Here is an 18,335-nt window from a genome sequence, read left to right on the forward strand (position 1 = left end):
CGTACCGAAGAGTTCACGTATTGGTAGCGCGGGCCCCCGAAATGTGCGCCTCGCGCGCCCCCCGTGCAGACCAATGCGCCGAATGCGATCTCATCAATAGCCCGAACGGATGCCCAATAGCCCACTTGACGCACTGTCGGGCCGACCGCCGAGGCTACGCTTCACGCCGTGAAGGCAATCCGCAGATTCACCGTCCGCACCGTCCTGCCCGAACAACTCCAGCCGTTGCACGAGCTGGCCCTCAACCTGCGCTGGTCCTGGCACCCCGAGACCAGGGACCTCTTCCGGTCCGTGGACCCGGAGGTCTGGGCCGCGACCGGCGAGGACCCGGTACGGCTGCTCGGGGAGGTCCCGGCCGCCCGGCTGGCCGCGCTCGCCACCGACCGGCGCTTCCTGCGCAGACTCGGCGACCTCGCCGACGACCTGCGCGAGTACCTCACCGGCCCCCGCTGGTACCAGAACCGGCAGCACTCCGAGGCCGCCCCGCTGCCCGCCGCGATCGCCTACTTCTCGCCCGAGTACGGCATCGCCGCCGCGCTGCCCCAGTACTCCGGCGGGCTCGGCATCCTGGCCGGCGACCACCTCAAGGCCGCCAGCGACCTCGGCGTGCCGGTCGTCGGCGTCGGCCTGTTCTACCGGCACGGCTACTTCCGCCAGTCCCTCAGCCGGGACGGCTGGCAGCAGGAGCGCTATCCGCTGCTCGATCCGGACGAACTCGCGGTCAGCCTGCTACGCGAGGCCGACGGCACCCCGAGCCGGGTCGACCTCGCCCTGCCCGGCGGCCGCACCCTGGCGGCCCACATCTGGAAGGCCCAGGTCGGGCGGGTCCCGCTGCTGCTGCTCGACTCCGACATCGAGGCCAACTCGTCGGCCGAGCGGGAGATCACCGACCGGCTGTACGGCGGCGGCAGCGAGCACCGGCTGCTCCAGGAGATGCTGCTCGGCATCGGCGGCGTCCGGGCGGTGCGCGCCTACTGCCGGCTCACCGGCCACCCCGCCCCCGACGTCTTCCACACCAACGAGGGCCACGCCGGCTTCCTCGGCGTGGAACGCATCCGCGAACTGATCGCCGACGACCGCACCGGCCTCGACTTCGCCGCCGCCCTGGAGGCCGTCCGGGCCGGCACCCTCTTCACCACCCACACGCCCGTCCCGGCCGGCATCGACCGCTTCGACCGCGAGCTGGTCGCCCGCCACTTCGGCGGCGACGCCGCGCTCCCGGGCGTGCCGGTCGACCAGGTGCTCGCGCTCGGCGCGGAGAGCTGGTCCGACGGGGACCCGAAGCTCTTCAACATGGCCGCCATGGGCCTGCGGCTGGCCCAGCGCGCCAACGGGGTCTCCACCCTGCACGGCGAGGTCAGCCGCTCGATGTTCAACGGCCTGTGGCCCGGCTTCGACCCCGCCGAGGTGCCGATCACCTCGGTCACCAACGGCGTGCACGCCGCCACCTGGATCGACCCGGCGGTGGTGCGGCTCGGCGCCGCCGAGATCGGCGCCGAGCGCGCCGAGGAGGCGATGACCACCGGCGAGACCAAGCGCTGGACCGGCCTGGAGAGGATCGGCAACACCGAGGTCTGGGAGCTGCGGCGCACCCTGCGGGCCCAGCTGGTGGAGGAGGCCCGCCGCCGGCTGCGCGCCTCCTGGCGCCGGCGCGGGGCCGGCGAGGCCGAGCTCGGCTGGGTCTCCTCGGTGCTCGACCCCGACGTGCTCACCATCGGCTTCGCCCGCCGGGTGCCCTCGTACAAGCGGCTCACCCTGATGCTGCGCGACCAGGAGCGGCTGCGGGCCCTGCTGCTGCACCCCACCCGGCCGGTGCAGATCGTGGTGGCCGGCAAGGCCCACCCGGCCGACGACGGCGGCAAGCGGCTGATCCAGCAGATGGTCGCCTTCGCCGACGACCCGGCGGTGCGGCACCGGATCGTCTTCCTGCCGGACTACGACATGGCGATGGCCCAGCGCCTCTACCCGGGCTGCGACGTCTGGCTGAACAACCCGCTGCGCCCGCTGGAGGCCTGCGGCACCTCCGGGATGAAGGCCGCGCTCAACGGCTGCCTCAACCTGTCCGTCCTGGACGGCTGGTGGGACGAGTGGTACGACGGCCGCAACGGCTGGGCGATCCCCACCGCCGACGAGAGCGGCGGGGCGCTCGACCCGGACAGCGGCGAGGCCGAGCGGCGCGACGACATCGAGGCGGCCGCGCTCTACGACCTGATCGAGAACCAGGTCGCCGCCCGCTTCTACGACCGGGACGCGGACGGGCTGCCGCAGCAGTGGATCTCCATGGTCCGGCACACCCTCGTCACCCTCGGGCCCAAGGTGCTGGCCGGCCGGATGGTCCGGGAGTACGTCGAACGGCTGTACGCGCCGGCGGCGCAGGCCCAGCGGGAGCTGGCGGGGCAGCAGGCGGGCGGCCGGTTCACGGGCGCGCGCGAGCTGGCGGCCTGGAAGGCGAAGGTCCGGGAGGCGTGGCCGGCCGTCCGGGTCGAGCACGTGGAGGCGGACTGCCCGGCCGAGGCGCAGGAGCTGGGCAGCTCGCTGGCGCTGCGGGTGCAGGTCGCGCTCGGGACGCTGGAGCCGGGCGACGTCGAGGTGCAGGCGGTCTCCGGTCGGGTGGACGAGCGGGACCGGATCTCGGAGGCCTGCCTGCTCGCCCTCAAGCCGGTCGGCGGGCCCGACCTGGACGGTCGCACCCGCTACGAGGGCTCGCTGGAGCTGTGTCGGACGGGCCCGTTCGGCTACACCGTCCGGGTGCTGCCCGCGCATCCGCGGCTGGCCTCGCCGGCCGAGCTGGGGCTGGTCGCCCTGCCGGCCGAGTCGGCCGGGATGGACGCCGGGCTGCTGCGCTGAGCCCAGGGCTGTCCCCCGGACGGCCGCCCTCCACCCGCCCGTCCGCGCGGGCGGAGGGCGGCCGTCCGGTCGTGAACCGCGCGGACGGTCGCGCCCGTACTCCTGTTCGGCAAGTGGGGTGGCCCGGCCGGGTGCGTGACGGCGCACCCGGACGGGCACATTCGTGGGGCCCTGGAGCCGGGCCCGGGCTGACCCTAGACCAGGCTGTCCCGCCAGGCCCGGTGGAGGGCGGCGAAACGGCCGGAGCCGTCGATCAGCTCCCGTGGGGAGCCATCCTCCACGATCCGGCCCTGATCCATCACCAGGACACGGTCGGCGATCTCCACGGTGGAGAGCCGGTGGGCGATGATCACGGCCGTCCGGCCGGCCAGCACGGTGCGCATCGCCCGCTGCACGGCCTGCTCCCCGGGGACGTCCAGCGAGCTGGTCGCCTCGTCCAGGATCAGCACCGAGGGGTCGGCCAGCAGGGCGCGGGCGAAGGCCACCAGCTGGCGCTGGCCGGCCGAGATCCGGCCGCCGCGCTTGCGCACGTCGGTGTCGAAGCCGTCCGGCAGGGCGGCGATGAACTCGTACGCGCCGATGTCGCGGGCGGCCTGCTCGACCTCCTCGCGGGTGGCGCCGGGGCGGCCGATCGCGATGTTCTCGGCGACGGTGCCGGAGAACAGGAAGGACTCCTGGGTCACCATCACCACCCCGCGCCGCAGCTCGGGGGTGGCCAGCTCGCGCAGGTCCACGCCGTCCAGCCGGATCCGGCCGTCGGTCGGGTCGTAGAAGCGGGCCAGCAGCTTGGCGACCGTCGACTTGCCCGCGCCGGTCGCGCCGACCACCGCGACCGTCTGCCCGGCCGGGATCAGCAGGTCGAAGACCGGCAGCACCTCCTTGCCCGTCCGGTAGGCGAAGCGGGTGCCCTCGAAGGAGACGGCGCGGCCCTTTCCGGAGGACTCGGGCAGCGCGGTGGGCTCGGCCGGCTCGGCGACGGTCGGCTCGTGGGCGAGCAGGCCGGAGATCTTCTCCAGGGCCGCGGCGGCCGACTGGTAGCTGTTGAGGAACATCGCCAGCTGGTCGATCGGGTCGAAGAGCCGGCGCAGGTAGAGCGCGAAGGCGGTGAGCACGCCCAGCTCCAGCGCGTCGTCCACGACCAGGTACGCGCCGAGCAGCACCACGCCGGCGGTCCACAGGTTGGCGGTGGCGCGGGAGAGGCCGACGTAGCGGGCGATCTCCAGCAGGCCGTCCGCCGTCGCGGTGGCGGACTGCTTGTTGACCACGGCGAAGGCGGCGTCGTTGGCCTTCTCCCGGCGGAAGGCCTGCACCGGGCGGATGCCGTTCATGGTCTCGGTGAAGCGGACGATCAGCGAGGCCGCCGAGGTGCGCGAGCGCCGGTAGACCCGGCGCGAGCGACGGCGGAAGGAGCGGGCGATCAGGGCCAGCGGCAGGAAGGCCGCCAGCGAGACCAGGCCGAGCTGCCAGTCCAGCACCAGCAGCAGCACCGAGATGTAGCAGACCGACAGGAAGACCGTCAGCAGCTCCTGCAGGCCCTCGGAGAGCAGCTCGCGCAGCGCGTCGATGTCGCTGGTGGCGCGGGAGATGATCCGGCCCGAGGTGTAGCGCTCGTGGAAGTCCAGGCCGAGCCGCTGGGCGTGCCGGAAGATCCGGCCGCGCAGCTCCAGCACGATGTCCTGGTTGACCCGGGCGCTGATCTTGATGAACGCCCACTGCAGCACCGGGCTGAGCAGCGCGCAGAACAGGTAGGCGGCGACCACCGCGATCAGCGGGCCGGAGTCGTGTTCGCGCAGCGCCGGGATGCCGCGGTCCATCGCCACCGCGACCAGCAGCGGGCCGGACTGGAGCGCGGCCTGCTGGACCAGGATCACCACCATCGCGACGGCGATCCGGGCCCGGTGCGGGCCGAGCAGCGAGCGCAGCAGCGCCCGGGGCGCGCCCGGCGGGACGGGGATGTCCTCCTCGTCGGCGGGCGGCGGGGGCAGCTCCTCCCCGGGCGGCTCGGCGGGCCCGGTCTGCAGGGGTTCGGCGGTGGTGGTCATGCGCTGCTCCGTTCGGGCACCGGGGCGGCCTCGCCCGACATCAGTTCTCGGTAGTGCGCGCAGTCGCGCAGCAGCTCCTGGTGGGTGCCGACGGCCACGATCCGGCCGTCCGCCAGCACCGCGACCCGGTCGGCGAGCAGCACGGTGCTGGGGCGATGGGCGACCACCAGGGCGGTGGTGGTGCCGAGGACCTCGCGCAGTGCCCGTTCGACCAGCGCCTCGGTGTGCACGTCCAGCGCGGAGAGCGGGTCGTCCAGCACCAGGAAAGCCGGGTCGCCGACCACCGCGCGGGCCAGCGCGAGGCGCTGGCGCTGGCCGCCGGACAGGCTCAGGCCCTGCTCGCCGACCTCGGTGTCCGGGCCCTGCGGGAGCTTCTCGACGAAGCCGGCCTGGGCGGTGGCGAGGGCGGTGCGCAGCTGCTCCTCACCGGCGCCGGGGGCGCCCATCAGGACGTTCTCCCGGACGGTGGCGGAGAACAGGGTGGGCTCCTCGAAGGCGACGGCGACGAGTTCGCGCAGCCGCTGCCGGGGCAGTTCGCGGATGTCCCGGCCGTCCAGGGTGATGGTGCCGGCGGTGGCCTCGTACAGCCGGGGGAGCAGCGCGGTGAGCGTGGTCTTGCCGCTGCCGGTGGCGCCGACCAGGGCCATGGTCTCGCCGCTGCGGACGTGCAGGTCGATGCCGGCCAGCAGGTCGGGGCCGTCCTCGGGGGCGTCGGGGTAGCGGAAGCGGACGCCGGTGAAGCGGATGCCGTCCGGGGCGGCGAGTTCGGTGGCGGTGCCGGGGTCGGGGCTCTCGGGCTCGTCCAGCACCTCGAAGAAGCGGTCGGTGGCGGTGGCCGCCTCGTTGGCGTAGGCGAGCAGCCAGCCGAGCGACTCGACCGGCCAGCGCAGCGCGAGCGCGGTGGAGAGGAAGGCGACCAGGGTGCCGGCGCTCAGTTCGTCGTGGGCCACCAGGTAGGCGCCGACGGCGAGGGCGCAGCCGAGCGCGATCTCCGGCAGGCCGACGATGACCGCCCAGAGGTTGGCGAGCAGGTGCGCCTTGCGCAGTTCGGTGCCGCGCAGCTCCTGGGACTGGGTGCGGAAGCGCTCGGCCATCGAGCGGTGGCGGCCGAAGGCCTTGAGGATGCGGATGCCGAGGACGGACTCCTCGACCACGGTGGCGAGGTCCCCGTTCTGGTCCTGGGCGAGCCGGGAGACGTCGGAGTAGCGGGCCTCGAACCGCCGGGTGAGCACGAACAGCGGGAGCGCAGGGACGAGGGCGATCAGTGCGAGCCGCCAGTCCTGGGTGAACATCACCACCGTGCCGGCCAGGAACATCACCGAGTTGACGACCAGGAAGACCAGCGGGAAGGCCAGGAACAGCCGCATGGTGTACATGTCGGCGGTGGCCCGGGAGAGCAGCTGGCCGGAGCCCCAGCGGTCGTGGAAGGAGACCGGCAGCCGCTGGAGCTTGGCGAAGAGGTCCCCGCGCATGGCCGTCTCCAGCCCGGCCAGCGGGCGGGCCAGCACCACCCGGCGGGTGAAGAACAGCGCGGACTCGACCAGGCCGAGGACCACCAGCAGGCCGACCAGCGGCCAGAGGCCGGCCAGGTCGTGTTCGGCGAGCGGGCCGTCCACGATCAGGCCGAGGACCACCGGGACGGCGAGGGTGCTCAGCATGCCGAGCGAGGCGGCCGTCACCGAGACGGCCAGCCGGCCGCGGACGGCGCGGGCGTACGGCCGCAGGCGGAGCAGGGAGCGGACCGTGGAGTGGCGCGGTGCGGTCCCGGCCCGGCCGGCCGCGGTTCTCGCGGTGTCCGTGTCGGTTCGGGGGGTTGCCGGGGTCGGGTCGTCGGGGTCTTGTCTGTTCTCGGCCATCGCGGTGAGGGTAGGCAGAGAGACCGTCACTTCTCATCCGGTTTTTCGCCCCTGTCGGTGGCATCAGGCGAGAACCGGCCACCCGAACGGGCGGTGCGGGCGCGAACATGGGGCGCGCGCATCCGTTCGTGCAGGGGCGAGTGCGCCGCGCGCGTCTTGCGAGCGCCTGCTCGTCGGCCGATTACATCTCCTGACGGATGCCCATGGACACGCAGGCGACAGGAGTGCGCGGATGACGGTCGAAACCGAGCCCACCCCCGGTCACGGTTCCGCAACCGTGCGGGTACGGGCCCAGCTCAGCCTCAGCACGACCGCGGCGCGGAACCTGGCGACGACGACCAAGTCGAAGCCGCAGATGCAGGAGATCAGCTCCCGCTGGCTGCTGAAGATGCTGCCGTGGGTGCAGGTCAGCGCGGGCACCTACCGGGTCAACCGGCGGCTGAGCTACGCCCCCGGGCGGGGCCGGGTGAGCTTCGCCAAGACCGGCTCCGCGGTGACGGTGATCGCTCCCTCGCTGGCCGAGGTGCCGGCGCTGCGCGGCTTCGAGGACGAGGAGGTGCTCGCCGAGATGGCCCGCCGGTTCGTGCAGCGGGACTTCGCGCAGGGCGACGTGCTGGTGCGGGAGGGGGCGCCGATCGACGAGGTGTTCCTGATCGCGCACGGGAAGGTGGACCGGATCGGCACCGGCAAGTACGGCGAGCAGACCGTGCTGGGCTCGCTCGCCGACGGCGACCCCCTCGGCGACGAGGCGATCACCGAGGGCGGCGGCACCTGGCCGTACACCGTGAGGGCGAGCACCTCCGGGGTCGCGATGGCGCTGTCCTGGCCGGTGCTCCAGGAGCTGGTCGGCCGCTCCGAGTCGCTGCGCGAGCAGCTGCTGGGCTTCGCCGCCGACGCCGCGCAGGCGCAGAACGAGCACGGCGAGGCGAGGATCGACCTCTCGGCCGGCCACCGGGGCGAGTACGAGCTGCCGGGCGCCTTCGTGGACTACGAGTTGACGCCGCGCGAGTACGAGCTGAGCGTCGCGCAGACCGTCCTCAAGGTGCACACCCGGGTCGCGGACCTCTACAACAAGCCGATGAACCAGACCGAGGAGCAGCTGCGGCTGACCATCGAGGCCCTGCGGGAGCGGCAGGAGCACGAGATCATCAACAACCCGGAGTTCGGGCTGCTAAGCAACGCCGACTTCGACCAGCGGATCCAGACCCGCACCGGGGCGCCCACCCCGGACGACCTGGACGAGCTGCTGAGCATGCGCCGTGACACCGACTTCCTGTTCGCCCACCCGCGGGCGATCGCGGCCTTCGAGCGGGAGTGCAACCGGGCCGGCCTCTACCCGTCCGCGGTCGACGTCCTCGGCAAGCACCGGCCGACCTGGCGCGGGGTGCCGATCTTCCCGTGCAACAAGATCCCGGTGTCCGGCCAGCAGACCAGCGCGTTCATCGCGATGCGCGTCGGCGAGGACAACCAGGGCGTGGTCGGCCTCACCCAGACCGGGATCCCGGACGAGGTGGAGCCGGGTCTGAACGTCCGCTTCATGGGCATCGACGAGAAGGCGATCGCCTCGTACCTGGTCAGCACCTACTACTCGGCGGCGGTGCTGGTGCCGGACGCGATCGGTGTGCTGGAGAACGTCGAGGTCGGGCACGCCGGCAGCTGATGCCTACGTCTCCTGGGCGGGGGAGCGGAGCAGGCGCAGCGAGCGCCCGCCCAGGACGACGGTGCCGCCCGGAGCGAGGGTGCCGCCCAGGACGACGGTGCCGCCCGGGCCCGGGTCCGCGGTGTCGACCACGCTCTCGTACGGGGCCGCCGGCGCCGCCCAGGGTTCGCCGGGCAGGGTGAACGCCACCGGTTCGTGGCCCGCGTTGAGCACCAGCAGGAAGCTGTCGTCGCCGGGTGCCGGCCCGTCCTCGTCCCGTTCGGGCAGCGCGGTGCCGGAGAGCAGCATGCCGAGGCAGGCGGTCGGTGCGAACCAGTCGGCCTCGGTCATCTCGGTGCCGCGCGGGGTGAACCAGGTGAGGTCGGGCCGGCCGCCCGGGGTGGTGGCCCGGCCGGAGAAGAACGCCCGCCGGCGCAGCACCGGGTGGGCCCGGCGCAGCCGGACCAGCCGGGCGGTGAACGCGCACAGCTCCTGCCAGCCGGGCTGCTCCAGCAGTGACCAGTCCAGCCAGCCGACCTCGTTGTCCTGGCAGTAGGCGTTGTTGTTGCCGCCCTGGGTGCGGCCCAGTTCGTCCCCGGCGGTGAGCATCGGGACGCCGGCGGAGAGCAGCAGGGTGGCGGTCAGGTTGCGCAGTTGGCGCAGCCGCAGCGCGTTGACCGCGGGGTCGGTCGTCTCGCCCTCGGCGCCGTGGTTCCAGGAGCGGTTGTCGTCGGTGCCGTCGCGGTTGTCCTCGCCGTTGGCCCCGTTGTGCTTGCGGTCGTAGGAGACCAGGTCGCGCAGGGTGAAACCGTCGTGCGCCGTCACGTAGTTGACGGAGGCGTACGGGCGGCGGCCGGCCCGCTGGTAGAGGTCGGAGGAGCCGGAGAGGCGGTAGCCGAGCTCGCGCACGTCCGGGCGGGCGCCGCGCCAGAAGTCCCGTACGGTGTCGCGGTACCGGTCGTTCCACTCGGCCCACAGCGGGGGGAAGCCGCCGAGCTGGTAGCCGCCCGGGCCGACGTCCCAGGGCTCGGCGATCAGCTTCACCCGGCCGAGCAGGGGGTCCTGGGAGACGGCGGTGAGGAAGGGGTGGTCCATGTCGACGGCGTCGCCGCCGCTCGGGCCGCCGCGGGCCAGGGCGGCGGCGAGGTCGAAGCGGAAGCCGTCCACGCCCATCTCGGTGACCCAGTAGCGCAGCGAGTCGGTGATCAGCCGGACCACCTGCGGGCGGCGGGTGTCCAGGGTGTTGCCGCAGCCGGTGTAGTCGGCGTAGCCGCGCGGGTGGTTCGGCGGGAGGCGGTAGTAGGCGGCGTTGTCGATGCCGCGCAGTGAGAGTGACGGGCCGAGGGCGCCGCCCTCGGCGGTGTGGTTGAACACCACGTCGAGGATCACCTCGATCCCGGCGGCGTGCAGGGCGCGGACCATCCGCCTGAACTCGCCGACCTGGCCGCCGCGGGAGCCGGAGGCGGAGTAGCCGGCGTGCGGGGCGAAGTAGCCGATCGTGTTGTAGCCCCAGTAGTTGACGAGCCCGCGGGCCTGGAGGTGGTCCTCGCTGGCGTACTGGTGCACGGGCAGCAGCTCGACGGCCGTCACGCCGAGGCGGGTGAGGTGGGCGAGGGCGGCGGGGTGGGCGAGGCCGGCGTAGGTGCCGCGCAGGTGCGGGGGGATCTCCGGGTGGCGCATGGTGAAGCCGCGCACGTGGAGTTCGTAGAGGACCGTCTCGGACCAGGGGGTGTTCGGGCGGTCGCCGTCCTCGTGGCGTTCGTCGTCGTGGACGACCACCGATCTCGGGACGTACGGCGCGGAGTCGCGGTTGTCCCGGACGGTGTCGGCGACGTCCGCCTCGGGCCAGTTGCGGACGGAGGCGCAGGCGGCGTCGTGGGAGGTGTAACAGCCGTCGACGGCGCGGGCGTACGGGTCGAGCAGCAGCTTGGCGGGGTTCCAGCGGGCGCCGGTCCACGGGTCCCAGCGGCCGTGCACGCGGAAGCCGTAGCGGGTGCCCGGGAGCACGCCGGGGAGGAAACCGTGCCAGACCTGGGCGTCCTGCTCGGTGAGGGGGTGGCGGGTCTCGTGGCCCTCCTCGTCGAACAGGCAGAGCTCCACGGCTTCGGCGCCGGCGGCCCAGAGGGCGAAGTCGGTGCCCCGGCGGCCTCGGTGGTCGGTGCGGAGGCGGGCGCCCAGGGGTTGCCAGTTGCCGGGGTTCAGGTGCGGTGCCGACGCCATGGCGGTGGCCTTCCTGGGCGGGGTGTTCCGGGTCCATTCACCTTCTCTTTCCCGGATTGCGTCCGGCAGAAGCGGTGGGGGTTTCCGTGGGTCGGGGGATTCCGGGTGATCGGCGTGTCCCCGTGTCGAGGGCCATCGTTGTTCCGGGCGTCGGTTGTGAACAGTGGGAGGGGCCCCGGGATGCGGCGCCGAGGACGGGTGTGGGCGCGGGGCGTGGCGGCGGTGGTCTGCTGTCTGGTCGTCCTGGCGGGTTGTGGCGGCCCGGTGGGGGTGTCGGAGGGGGACGCGGCCCAGGGCGGTGCGTGGGCGGTGCCGCCGGTGCCGTCCCGGGCGGTGCTCGCCGTGCAGCCGGCCGACGGGGCGCAGGACGTGCAGCCGGAGGGCGCCGTCCGGGTGGGGGTGACGCAGGGGCGGCTGGTGTCCGTGCGGCTGGCGGACGGCAAGGGCACCGAGGTTCCGGGGACGATCGCGGCCGACGGCGGCGGGTGGGTGCCGGACGGGCCGTTGCCGCTCGGGACGGCGTTCACGCTGGACTCCGTCGCGGAGGACGACCAGGGGCGCAGGGCGGCCTGGCACTCGGCGTTCACGACCGTCGCGCGGGCGCACACCTTCGCGGCGTTCTTCACCCCGGAGGACGGCTCCACGGTCGGCGTGGGCATGCCGGTCTCGCTGCGCTTCAGCCGTCCGATCACCGACCGGGCGGCGGTGGAGAAGGCCGTCCGGGTCGTCGCGGACCCGCCGGTGCCGGTGGCCGCGCACTGGTTCGACGGGCAGCGGCTGGACTTCCGTCCGCAGCAGTACTGGGCGGCGGGCACCCGGGTGACGGTGGCGTTGCGGCTCAAGGACGTGCAGGGAGCGCCGGGGGCGTTCGGGACGCAGAGCCGGGACCTGCACTTCACCGTCGGCCGGGCGCAGGTCTCCACCGTCGACCTGGACGCCCACACGATGACCGTCCGGGCGGGCCGGGGCGGCCAGGTGGTCCGGGTGCTGAAGATCTCCGGCGGCAGCCCCGACCACTCCACCTACCGGGGGGTGATGGTGGTGTCGGAGAAGTACAAGGTGACCCGGATGAACTCGCAGACCGTCGGCATGGGCGACGAGTACGACATCCAGGACGTCCCGCACGCGATGCGGCTGACCACCTCCGGCACCTTCGTGCACGGCAACTACTGGGCGGATCCCGGGGTGTTCGGCACCGCCAACACCAGCCACGGCTGCATCGGGCTGGCCGACGCCAAGGGCGGGGCGAGCAAGGACTCCCCGGCGGGCTGGCTGTTCGAGCACACCGTGCCGGGGGACGTGCTGGAGGTGAAGGCCTCCTCCGGGGACTTCGTGCCGCCGCAGAACGGGCTCAACGGCTGGAACGTGCCGTGGGACCAGTGGGTGGCCGGGAGCGCGCTGCGGCCGGTTCCGTAGGCCTCCTCCGAACCTTCACTTCTCGTCAACCCGACTCCTCTCAGGTTTCACTCGGACGGCTTAGCTATCCTGCTCCGGCGCGTCCGGAATCCGGCCGGAAAGATCGGCCGGACGGTGCAACTCATGGGGGCACTCAACGCGTCAAGTGAGTGGATACCGGGAGGGGAGAAACCGTGAAGACGGGTAAGACGGTCGGCGCAGCGATACGCACCACCAACCGCTACGGGCGCCGGAGTGCGATGGCGCTGGTCATGGGCGGGGTGCTGCTGCTGACGGCTGCCTGCAACGACGACAAGGGCGGCGGCTCGGGGGGTTCCGGCGGCGGCAACGCGGCCTCCGCGCCGGCGGCGGACGCGGGCGGTGGCTCGGCGACGCCGAAGCCCTCGGCCGCGGTGCTCGCCGTCCAGCCGGCCGACGGCGCCCAGGACGTCGCGCCGAACGGGCTGGAGGTGGCCGTCTCCAACGGCAAGCTCAGCACGGTCGAGGTGACCGACAAGGACGGCAAGCCGGTCGAGGGTGCGATCACCCCGGACGGCGCCGGCTGGAAGCCCACGGGAGCGCTCGCCGTCGGCATGGCGTACAAGGTGAACGCGCAGGCCAAGGACGCGGAGGGGCTGGTGGCCGCGTCCACCACCACCTTCACCACGCTGACGCCGGAGAAGAAGGTCTCCACCAACGACAACATCAGCGACGGCGCCACCTACGGCGTCGGCATGATCGTCTCGGTGAACTTCAACAAGGACGTCAAGAACAAGGACGCCGTCCTCAAGGGCATCACGATCGAGTCCAGCAACGGCACCGTGGTGAAGGGCCACTGGTTCGGCGACCGCCGGGTGGACTTCCGTCCGGAGAAGTACTGGGCGCCGGGCACCAAGGTGACCGTCAAGTACCGGCTGAAGAACGTCGAGGTCGCCCCCGGCATCTACGGCGACGTGGACAAGGACGAGCCGTTCACCATCGGCCGGTCGATGGTCTCCACGGCGGACGCCAAGTCGCACCAGATGACCATCGAGCGGGACGGCCAGAGCACCACCGTGCCGGTCACCCTGGGCGCGGACGCCACGCCGTCCTGGGGCGGGACGATGGTGGTCATGTCCAAGGAGAAGGTCACCCGGATGAACTCGCAGACCGTCGGTCTCGGTGGCGAGTACGACATCAAGGACGTCCCGCACGCGATGCGGCTGACCACCTCCGGCACCTTCGTGCACGGCAACTACTGGGCCAGCCCGTTCGGCAAGACCAACGCGAGCCACGGCTGTGTGTCGATGCAGGACGTGAAGGGCGGCAGCGACTCCTCCGTCGCCGGCAAGTTCTTCAACGACTCGATGGTCGGCGACCCGATCAAGGTCGTGAACACCAAGGAGAAGACCGTCTCGCCCTCCAACGGGCTGGGCGGCTGGAACGTGGACTGGGCCGCCTGGTAGGCCCTTCCCGGTAGCGGGCCCGGCTGTTCCGGGCCTTCCGGCGAGTTCGCCGTCGTGCGGCCCGATCCTCACCCGTTGGGGTCGGGCCGCCGCGGTTTCCGGGGCGACGAGCCCCACGAATGGCGCAACCTTTCCGATGGCCCGGAGCGTGTGACGTTCGGGTCCGCCGGATTCACGGGGATCACGGGGTTCTGAGGGAGGATCGACGTTGAGGTCGATACGCAGAGTGGTGGCGGTCGGTCTGGTCGGCGGCGCGATGGCGCTGACGGCCGCCTGCGGCGGGGGCGGTGGGAGCACGGCGGGCGGCGCGGCCAAGGCCGACCTGGGGGCGGGTGCGGCCGGTGCCAAGCCGGCGGCGGCGCCCAGCGCGGCGGCGTCCACCGGCACGGTGCCGAAGGTCTCCAAGGCGGCCGTGAGCATCGAGCCCAAGCCCGGCTCGGTGGACGTGGCGCCGAACGCGCTGAAGATCGGCGCGACCGGGGGCAAGCTCACCACCGTCAAGGTGAACGACAAGGCGGGCAGGGAGGTCCCCGGCACCATCTCCGCCGACGGCTCCTCCTGGACGCCCACGGCCGGCCTGGAGGTGGGCACCGCCTACCAGGTCAGCGCGATGGCTGCGGACGCCGACGGCGCGGTCGCCACGGCGGACAGCGACTTCTCCACGCTGACGCCGACGGCGCTCGCCAAGGCCTCGGACAACGTGGACAACGACGCGACGTACGGCGTCGGCATGATCGTCTCGGTGAACTTCAGCAAGGACGTCGCGAACAAGGACGAGGTCGCCCGGGGCATCAGCTTCGAGACCAACAACGGCACCGTGGTGAAGGGCCACTGGTTCGGCGACCGCCGGCTGGACTTCCGCCCGGAGCAGTACTGGACGCCCGGGACCAAGGTGGTCGTGCACTACCGCCTCAAGAGCGTCGAGATCGCCCCCGGGGTGTACGGCGGGGACCGGGACGAGCCCTTCACGATCGGGCGGTCCCAGATTTCGACGGTTGACGCCGCGACGCACAAGATGACGGTCGTATCGGCAGGTCAGACGAGCGAGATCGACATCAGCGCCGGCGCGCCCGAACACCCCACCTGGAACGGGACGATGGTGGTCATGTCCAAGGAGGGCGTGGTGCGGATGCAGTCCAGCACCCTGCCCGGCATGACCGGTGCGCCGTACGACCTCCAGGTCCCGCACTCGATGCGGCTCACCGACTCCGGCACGTACGTGCACGGCAACTACTGGAGCAGTAGCAGCACCTTCGGCGAGGACAACGTCAGCCACGGCTGCGTGGGCCTCAAGGACGTCCAGGGCGGCGGCGCCAACACCTCGATGGGCAAGTTCTACGACGGCTCGCTGGTCGGCGACGTGATGGTCGTGAAGAACTCGACGAGGAAGGAGACGCTCGACCCGTCGAACGGGCTGAGCGGCTGGAACGCGCCGTGGAGCACCTGGTGACCGGTCGCTGAGGTGGGGGAGGGGTCAACCCGGGCTTGACGGAATTCGGCCCGGGTCGACCCTTTCTTGCATCCGGCATATGCCGACGCGACGTGATCGTTTGCTCATTGTCCGTACGCGGCTGCTTGCGTTCCGCAATGATGGTCCGCATGGCGGGTTGGGGCGAAGCAGATCAGTCAGTGGTTCCCGGGGCCGGAGTGGTGGCCGAGGCATCCTGGATCGACGTCCGGGGCGGTGGGCTCTCGGCACTGGAGCGGCTCACCTCCGAGGAGCTGGAGGAGCTGTACTCCGGCAGACTCCGCGACCCGTCGGCCCCCAACGAGGTACGGCTGCCGTCCCGGCCCGAGTCGGGCCCGGTGGCCCGCAGGCTGGTGCTCTCCGTCCTGGAGTCCTGGGAGCTCCACCAGCACCTGGAGGCCGGGGAGTTGCTCACCAGCGAGCTGGTCAGCAACGCGGTCCGGCACGCGGCCGGGCGCACCATCGGCCTGCACGTCAGCCGCAAGCCCGGGTGGCTGAGGATCGAGGTCCGGGACTCCTCGCGGGCGCTGCCGTGCATGATCCTCGCCGAGGCCAAGCCGGCGAACGAGCGCGGGCGGGGGCTGAGGATCGTCGACGACCTCGCCGACCGCTGGGGCGCGGACCTGCTGCCGCGCGGCAAGGGCGTCTGGTTCGAGCTGAAGGTGCGCGAGCGGCCCTGAGGGCGGGCGAACCGCTGTTCCGTGCACTCCCCGGGAAACACGCAGGGCCCCCGGATTCGCCGTGGTCCGGCGGATGGGGGCCCCTGCAGGTCATCGCGCCGGCCAAGGGGGTGCGTGCCGCGCGATGGGCGTCGGCAGTGCCAGGTCGGGCCCGCCGAAGTCATCGGCCCAGGGCGGCGTGCTGTGTCGCCCGCCGTTGGGCTGCTCTGACTATCGCACGGATCTCAGCATGCGGGCAAACCGGATGGCTTGGAATGAAAGGCCTGTTACCTAGTTCACCTTTGGATTCCGCATAGGTTCACGCTGATGCCTGTGAATATTCATGATCCAGGGACCACGGCGTCGACGGCGAAGTCCGCCTGGGTGTTGCCCGGCTCCAGGCGGCGGGACGGGTGCCGGTGCCGCGCTCCCGGAGGGCCCCGTGGACCTCGACCTCGACCGGAGCGGGCTGCCAGGCGGGTGTGACGGCCGAGCCGGTGTGGTCGACCAGGCTGTGGAGCCGGGCGCCGACCGCCCGCGCGTAGCGCTGAAGGGTCGTTCGGCCAACGCCCACCCGCCATGCGTCTCGGCAATCTGTTGATGCGAAATCTAGGCCGCGTCAGCTTGGCCTGACATGTCAACGAAGGCGCGCTGCTGGGCTGCTGTGACGTCGGAGAGCGTCGCGGACGCGGGCGGCGTGCTGGTGGACGGTGGTGGGCGAGAGGTGTCGGCGGGATGGCGGGGTCGCGGGAGTGCCGCGACAGGCGCGACAGAGGCCGCCGAGGAGGGCCTGGGGCGGCAGGGGGTGCGGCAGGCGGTGCACTCGATGACGCGGGCGGGGTGCTGTTGCGAGGGTGGGGCCGGCTGCGGGTGGCGTTCCGGGGGCATCTTGTCGAGCAGGCGGCGGCGGGTGAAGGCGGCCGGGCTGTGGACGTCCGGCGGGAGGCCGCCGGTGAGGGCGGCAGTGAAGAGGGCCGGGGAGGTGCCCCGGGCCAGCCACTCGGCGGCCAGCGGTTCGAGGGCCGCGCAGTCGGCGGCCGAGAGGGCGAGGCGGGGGTCGGCGAGGCCGAGGCCGGCGAGGGCGGCGTAGGCGGCCGAAGTGGGGGAAGTGCGGTTGAGCGTTCGCTCCTTGGGAGGATCGGGCGCGGCGGGCGTTGACGTCTCGCCGGTCATGACGAAGCGCGTCCACCAGGCGTCGGAGCGGGGCGTGCGGGAGAAGTAGGTGCGGAACACCCAGCGGCACTCCTTGGAGCTGACGCGCTCCCGGACGCGACGCAGATGACCTGCGGTGGAGAGCCTGTTGAGGGCGGTGCGGCAGGCCATCTGCCCGTAGTGGGGCTGAAGGACGGCGAGGGTCTTGACGTCCATGGCGGCGCCGTCGGGGAGGTGGTCGATGAGCGAGGCGAGGTATGCCTCGCGGGCGGGGAGGTGGGCGAAGTCGGTCGCGGAGCGGGGGAGTTGCTCCGGGGCGGACTGCTTGCCGTACCCGGGGGCGGCCATGGCGGTAGAGTCGTGAGTAGCCACAGGATCGAGCTCGTTTCGATCGTGCCGGTCAGACCCCCGTTCGGTGTTGGTAGCACCGGCGGGGGTTGTTTCGTTGCTGCGCACGCTACAGGGGGAAACCGCCTGTGGAGAAGTCGTGACGATAAGTCATATCTGCTGCGCACGGGGGGTGGTTGGAAGGTGGTTACCCACCCATTCCATTGAGGGTCACTCGGCCTGTGCGGCTTGAGCTTCGGAGGCGAAGGCGACGAAGGCGGACCAGGCCTCGGGGGAGAAGGTGAGGGTCGGCCCGGCCTTGTCCTTGGAGTCCCGGACGTGGATGGCGGAAGGGCAGGAGGCTACCTCGATGCACTCGCCGCCATTGTCGTCGCTGTAGCTGGACTTGCCCCAGGCGACGGCGACTTCGATGCAGGCGCCGCCTTGATCGTTGCTGTAGCTGGACTTGAACCACTCGTGGTCGCTCAAAGCTCCTCCGCTACCTTTCTGATGAAGTCCGCTGAGTCCTCGGCACCGAGTGCCTGCTGGCTGATCATGCCATGGCGGCGGTTCAGGACGCTCACCTTGTCTGGGTCCGCGTACAGAACCCCGGTTTCTTGACCCTCGATGTAAGCGAAGTGCTCGTGCTCGGGGGACTCCAGCAGGATCAGGGAGCCGCCGAGTCCCTGGTAGGCGCCGCGTCCGACCGGAAGCACCTGTACTGACACATTACGCAACTTGGCGACCTCCAGCAGGTGATGGAGCTGCCGCTTCATGCAGGCTCGTCCGCCGACCATTGACCGAAGGGCGGCTTCGTAGACAACGAAGCTGAACATCACAGTCATCGAGCGATGCAGCCTTTCCTGGCGCTGGAGTCGCGCGGCCACTCGCGCTTCCACGGTCTCGTCGTCCAGGGGTGGGCAGCTGTGGCTCAGCAACTCTCGGGCGTAATCCTCGGTTTGGAGCAGGCCAGGGATGAGTAGCCCTTCGAACCACTGGATTGCGATCGCCACGCTCTCTGCATCCGTGTAGCCCTGTGAGTAGGACGGGAACTTCTCCGGCTGCAGGAAGTCGGTCGCGGCCAGCAGCATCCCCTTCGCGTCGCACAACTCATCCGCTACTTGAAGCAGCTTGAACGACGGCTTCCGCCTCCCCGCCTCCATCGACCGCACGCTCTCGATGTCGTAGCAGGCCGCCTTGCTCAGCTGCTCCCGGGTTACGCCCGCCTTTGCACGCCACCGCTTGAGCTGATCGCCGCAGTACTTCCACGACATCGGGTTTTCCT

At 71.9% G+C, this 18,335-nt stretch carries 12 protein-coding genes; 6 read left to right on the plus strand and 6 right to left on the minus strand.

Annotated features, from left to right (window positions below):
- Positions 1-168: 168 nt before the first annotated feature.
- On the plus strand, positions 169-2,847 hold the full coding sequence (gene glgP, locus ACWDBB_RS25030; protein ID WP_449791728.1) for an alpha-glucan family phosphorylase: 2,679 nt from the start codon (positions 169-171) through the stop codon (positions 2,845-2,847).
- Between the two features lie 194 nt (positions 2,848-3,041).
- On the opposite strand, the gene ACWDBB_RS25035 is transcribed toward glgP, so the two are convergent.
- A complete protein-coding gene (locus ACWDBB_RS25035) occupies positions 3,042-4,889 on the minus strand; it encodes an ABC transporter ATP-binding protein (protein WP_449791729.1) in 1,848 nt (615 codons plus the stop codon).
- Positions 4,886-6,745, minus strand: coding sequence for an ABC transporter ATP-binding protein (locus ACWDBB_RS25040; RefSeq protein WP_449791730.1), 1,860 nt, complete (start codon positions 6,743-6,745; stop codon positions 4,886-4,888). Before ACWDBB_RS25040 ends, ACWDBB_RS25035 begins: the two co-directional genes overlap by 4 nt.
- Positions 6,746-6,977: 232 nt before the next feature.
- Between ACWDBB_RS25040 and ACWDBB_RS25045 the strand changes: the two genes are divergently transcribed.
- Positions 6,978-8,405, plus strand: coding sequence for a family 2B encapsulin nanocompartment shell protein (locus ACWDBB_RS25045; RefSeq protein WP_449791731.1), 1,428 nt, complete (start codon positions 6,978-6,980; stop codon positions 8,403-8,405).
- Between the two features lie 3 nt (positions 8,406-8,408).
- Here ACWDBB_RS25045 and glgX read toward each other — a convergent pair whose 3' ends face one another.
- Positions 8,409-10,604 carry a glycogen debranching protein GlgX gene (gene glgX, locus ACWDBB_RS25050; protein ID WP_449791732.1) on the minus strand — a complete coding sequence of 732 codons (2,196 nt, stop codon included), beginning with the start codon at positions 10,602-10,604 and terminating at the stop codon, positions 8,409-8,411.
- Between the two features lie 180 nt (positions 10,605-10,784).
- On the opposite strand from glgX, the gene ACWDBB_RS25055 reads away from it, so the two are divergent.
- The 4 genes from ACWDBB_RS25055 (at position 10,785) to ACWDBB_RS25070 (ending at position 15,592) form a co-directional block, all read left to right on the plus strand.
- Complete coding sequence (locus ACWDBB_RS25055; RefSeq protein ID WP_449791733.1) at positions 10,785-12,020, plus strand: L,D-transpeptidase; 1,236 nt, start codon at positions 10,785-10,787, stop codon at positions 12,018-12,020.
- A gap of 173 nt (positions 12,021-12,193) precedes the next feature.
- Positions 12,194-13,444 (plus strand): L,D-transpeptidase, encoded by a 1,251-nt coding sequence (locus ACWDBB_RS25060; protein ID WP_449791734.1) that lies wholly within the window; start codon positions 12,194-12,196, stop codon positions 13,442-13,444.
- A gap of 208 nt (positions 13,445-13,652) precedes the next feature.
- Positions 13,653-14,894 carry a L,D-transpeptidase gene (locus tag ACWDBB_RS25065; RefSeq protein ID WP_449791735.1) on the plus strand — a complete coding sequence of 414 codons (1,242 nt, stop codon included), beginning with the start codon at positions 13,653-13,655 and terminating at the stop codon, positions 14,892-14,894.
- Between the two features lie 200 nt (positions 14,895-15,094).
- The gene (locus ACWDBB_RS25070; RefSeq protein WP_449791736.1) at positions 15,095-15,592 is read left to right on the plus strand and encodes an ATP-binding protein; all 498 of its coding nucleotides are present in this window, start codon (positions 15,095-15,097) and stop codon (positions 15,590-15,592) included.
- Positions 15,593-16,180: 588 nt separating this feature from the next.
- Here ACWDBB_RS25070 and ACWDBB_RS25075 read toward each other — a convergent pair.
- The 3 genes from ACWDBB_RS25075 to ACWDBB_RS25085 all read right to left on the minus strand — a co-directional run bounded on the left by ACWDBB_RS25075 (position 16,181) and on the right by ACWDBB_RS25085 (position 18,324).
- On the minus strand, positions 16,181-17,071 hold the full coding sequence (locus ACWDBB_RS25075; protein ID WP_449791737.1) for a hypothetical protein: 891 nt from the start codon (positions 17,069-17,071) through the stop codon (positions 16,181-16,183).
- A 210-nt stretch (positions 17,072-17,281) separates the two neighbouring features.
- On the minus strand, positions 17,282-17,539 hold the full coding sequence (locus tag ACWDBB_RS25080) for a DUF397 domain-containing protein (protein WP_449791738.1): 258 nt from the start codon (positions 17,537-17,539) through the stop codon (positions 17,282-17,284).
- A complete protein-coding gene (locus tag ACWDBB_RS25085; RefSeq protein ID WP_449791765.1) occupies positions 17,536-18,324 on the minus strand; it encodes a helix-turn-helix domain-containing protein in 789 nt (262 codons plus the stop codon). Before ACWDBB_RS25085 ends, ACWDBB_RS25080 begins: the two co-directional genes overlap by 4 nt.
- Positions 18,325-18,335: the final 11 nt, after the last annotated feature.

It is taken from the genome of Kitasatospora sp. NPDC001095 (genome assembly GCF_053598615.1).

Excerpts from the sequence above, each read along its gene's own strand:
- ACWDBB_RS25035 (WP_449791729.1), bottom strand. The coding sequence starts at position 4,889 with ATGACCACCACCGCCGAACCCCTGCAGACCGGGCCCGCCGAGCCGCCC.
- ACWDBB_RS25040 (WP_449791730.1), bottom strand. The coding sequence starts at position 6,745 with ATGGCCGAGAACAGACAAGACCCCGACGACCCGACCCCGGCAACCCCC.
- ACWDBB_RS25045 (WP_449791731.1), top strand. The coding sequence starts at position 6,978 with ATGACGGTCGAAACCGAGCCCACCCCCGGTCACGGTTCCGCAACCGTG.
- glgX (WP_449791732.1), bottom strand. The coding sequence starts at position 10,604 with ATGGCGTCGGCACCGCACCTGAACCCCGGCAACTGGCAACCCCTGGGC.
- ACWDBB_RS25055 (WP_449791733.1), top strand. The coding sequence starts at position 10,785 with ATGCGGCGCCGAGGACGGGTGTGGGCGCGGGGCGTGGCGGCGGTGGTC.
- ACWDBB_RS25075 (WP_449791737.1), bottom strand. The coding sequence starts at position 17,071 with ATGGCCGCCCCCGGGTACGGCAAGCAGTCCGCCCCGGAGCAACTCCCC.
- ACWDBB_RS25085 (WP_449791765.1), bottom strand. The coding sequence starts at position 18,324 with ATGTCGTGGAAGTACTGCGGCGATCAGCTCAAGCGGTGGCGTGCAAAG.